The sequence below is a fragment of the Paenibacillus sp. P4_A7 genome (assembly GCF_056402455.1).
In genome coordinates this window covers 1-1179 of sequence record NZ_JBFUHJ010000799.1, presented here as the reverse complement: position 1 = coordinate 1179, position 1179 = coordinate 1, and the positions used below count along the sequence as shown (strand labels likewise).

The following is a 1179-nucleotide window of genomic DNA, read 5'->3' as shown; positions in this document are numbered from 1 at the left end:
TCGCATGGGTTTAAACAATCGTTTTTCTGTTGAAACCACTAATTATTTAATAAAGGCAAATAAATTACCCGATTTTTTATATGTTTACCTACCTGACCTCGATCAAAAAATTCATAAGAAAGGCCCTAAGGAGCTAGATGGAGTCAAGAAAGTAGATGGACAGCTTCAATCTATATTACAGAGCTTTGGTTCGAGAGAGGAAGCATTAAACAAGGCGATTTTTATTGTAGTTGGAGATAGTGGGATGACCCAAATATTTTCTGAACAAAATAATCCGAAAATCGATTTGCCTTCCTTTTTCAGCGACTATCAAATGTTGCGTCAAGGCGAAACAGTAACGGATGAAACGCAAATCGTACTCGCAGTCAATGAAACCATGGCTTATATCTATAATCTTAAAGCGGATAAACCACTATCAGACATTGCCAATTTATTAAAAGCCGATCCTCGTATCGATTTCATTTCATGGAAAGAAAAGGAGTGGATTTACGCAATTCAAGGGAAAACTTCCAAGGTGCTCAGATTTAAAGCCAATGGAAAGTTTATTGATCCATATCAACAAAAATGGACGATCGAACAAGATGCAGAGGTATTGGACTTGAAAATAAATGCTGCGAAACATACATTGACTTATGGTCGGTATCCTGATGCATTGCAACGGTTGTTCGGAGCACTACATTCTCACGACGGTGATTTTTTAGTTGTCACTGCAAAGCCGGGCTATGAATTGGCAGCCAGCAGCTCTCCGACGCATAAAGGCGGCGGAGGCCACGGATCTCTAGGTCAAGCGGAATCACTAGTTCCCCTTATTGTTAGTGGAACTGATCAAAAGCCGCAATATTTGCGGATCATCGATCTAAAATCTTATCTGCTTAAGCTTCTATCCAAGTAGCTATTAATGATTTCTTTGTTCGATTCAAAAGGCAGCCTAATCTCGGCAGGAATTACCGGGATTGGCTGCCTTTTCTTGTGAAAGCAATAGGATTATACTTTTTGCTTTCCACTTCCGCGCGCTTTGCGCCACTGGGTTGGCGTAACGCCTATGAAACGTTTAAACACAGTAGCAAAATGCTGACTCGATTGATAGCCAAGCTGATGCGTAATGTCTGTTACAGAATCTTGGGTTTCCGTAAGCTGCCGGCAAGCTTCCTTTACGCGAAGCCTCTCGACGAAGGTGAT

At 41.2% G+C, this 1179-nt stretch carries 2 protein-coding genes; one reads left to right on the top strand and one right to left on the bottom strand.

What is annotated here, in order from left to right:
• A partial coding sequence (locus AC1DWN_RS34090; protein WP_477563239.1) for an alkaline phosphatase family protein occupies positions 1-892 on the top strand: 892 nt, incomplete at its 5' end.
• Positions 893-984: 92 nt separating this feature from the next.
• Here AC1DWN_RS34090 and AC1DWN_RS34085 read toward each other — a convergent pair.
• Positions 985-1179, bottom strand: a 195-nt coding sequence (locus AC1DWN_RS34085) for a helix-turn-helix domain-containing protein (protein ID WP_477563238.1), incomplete at its 5' end; no start/stop codon positions are given.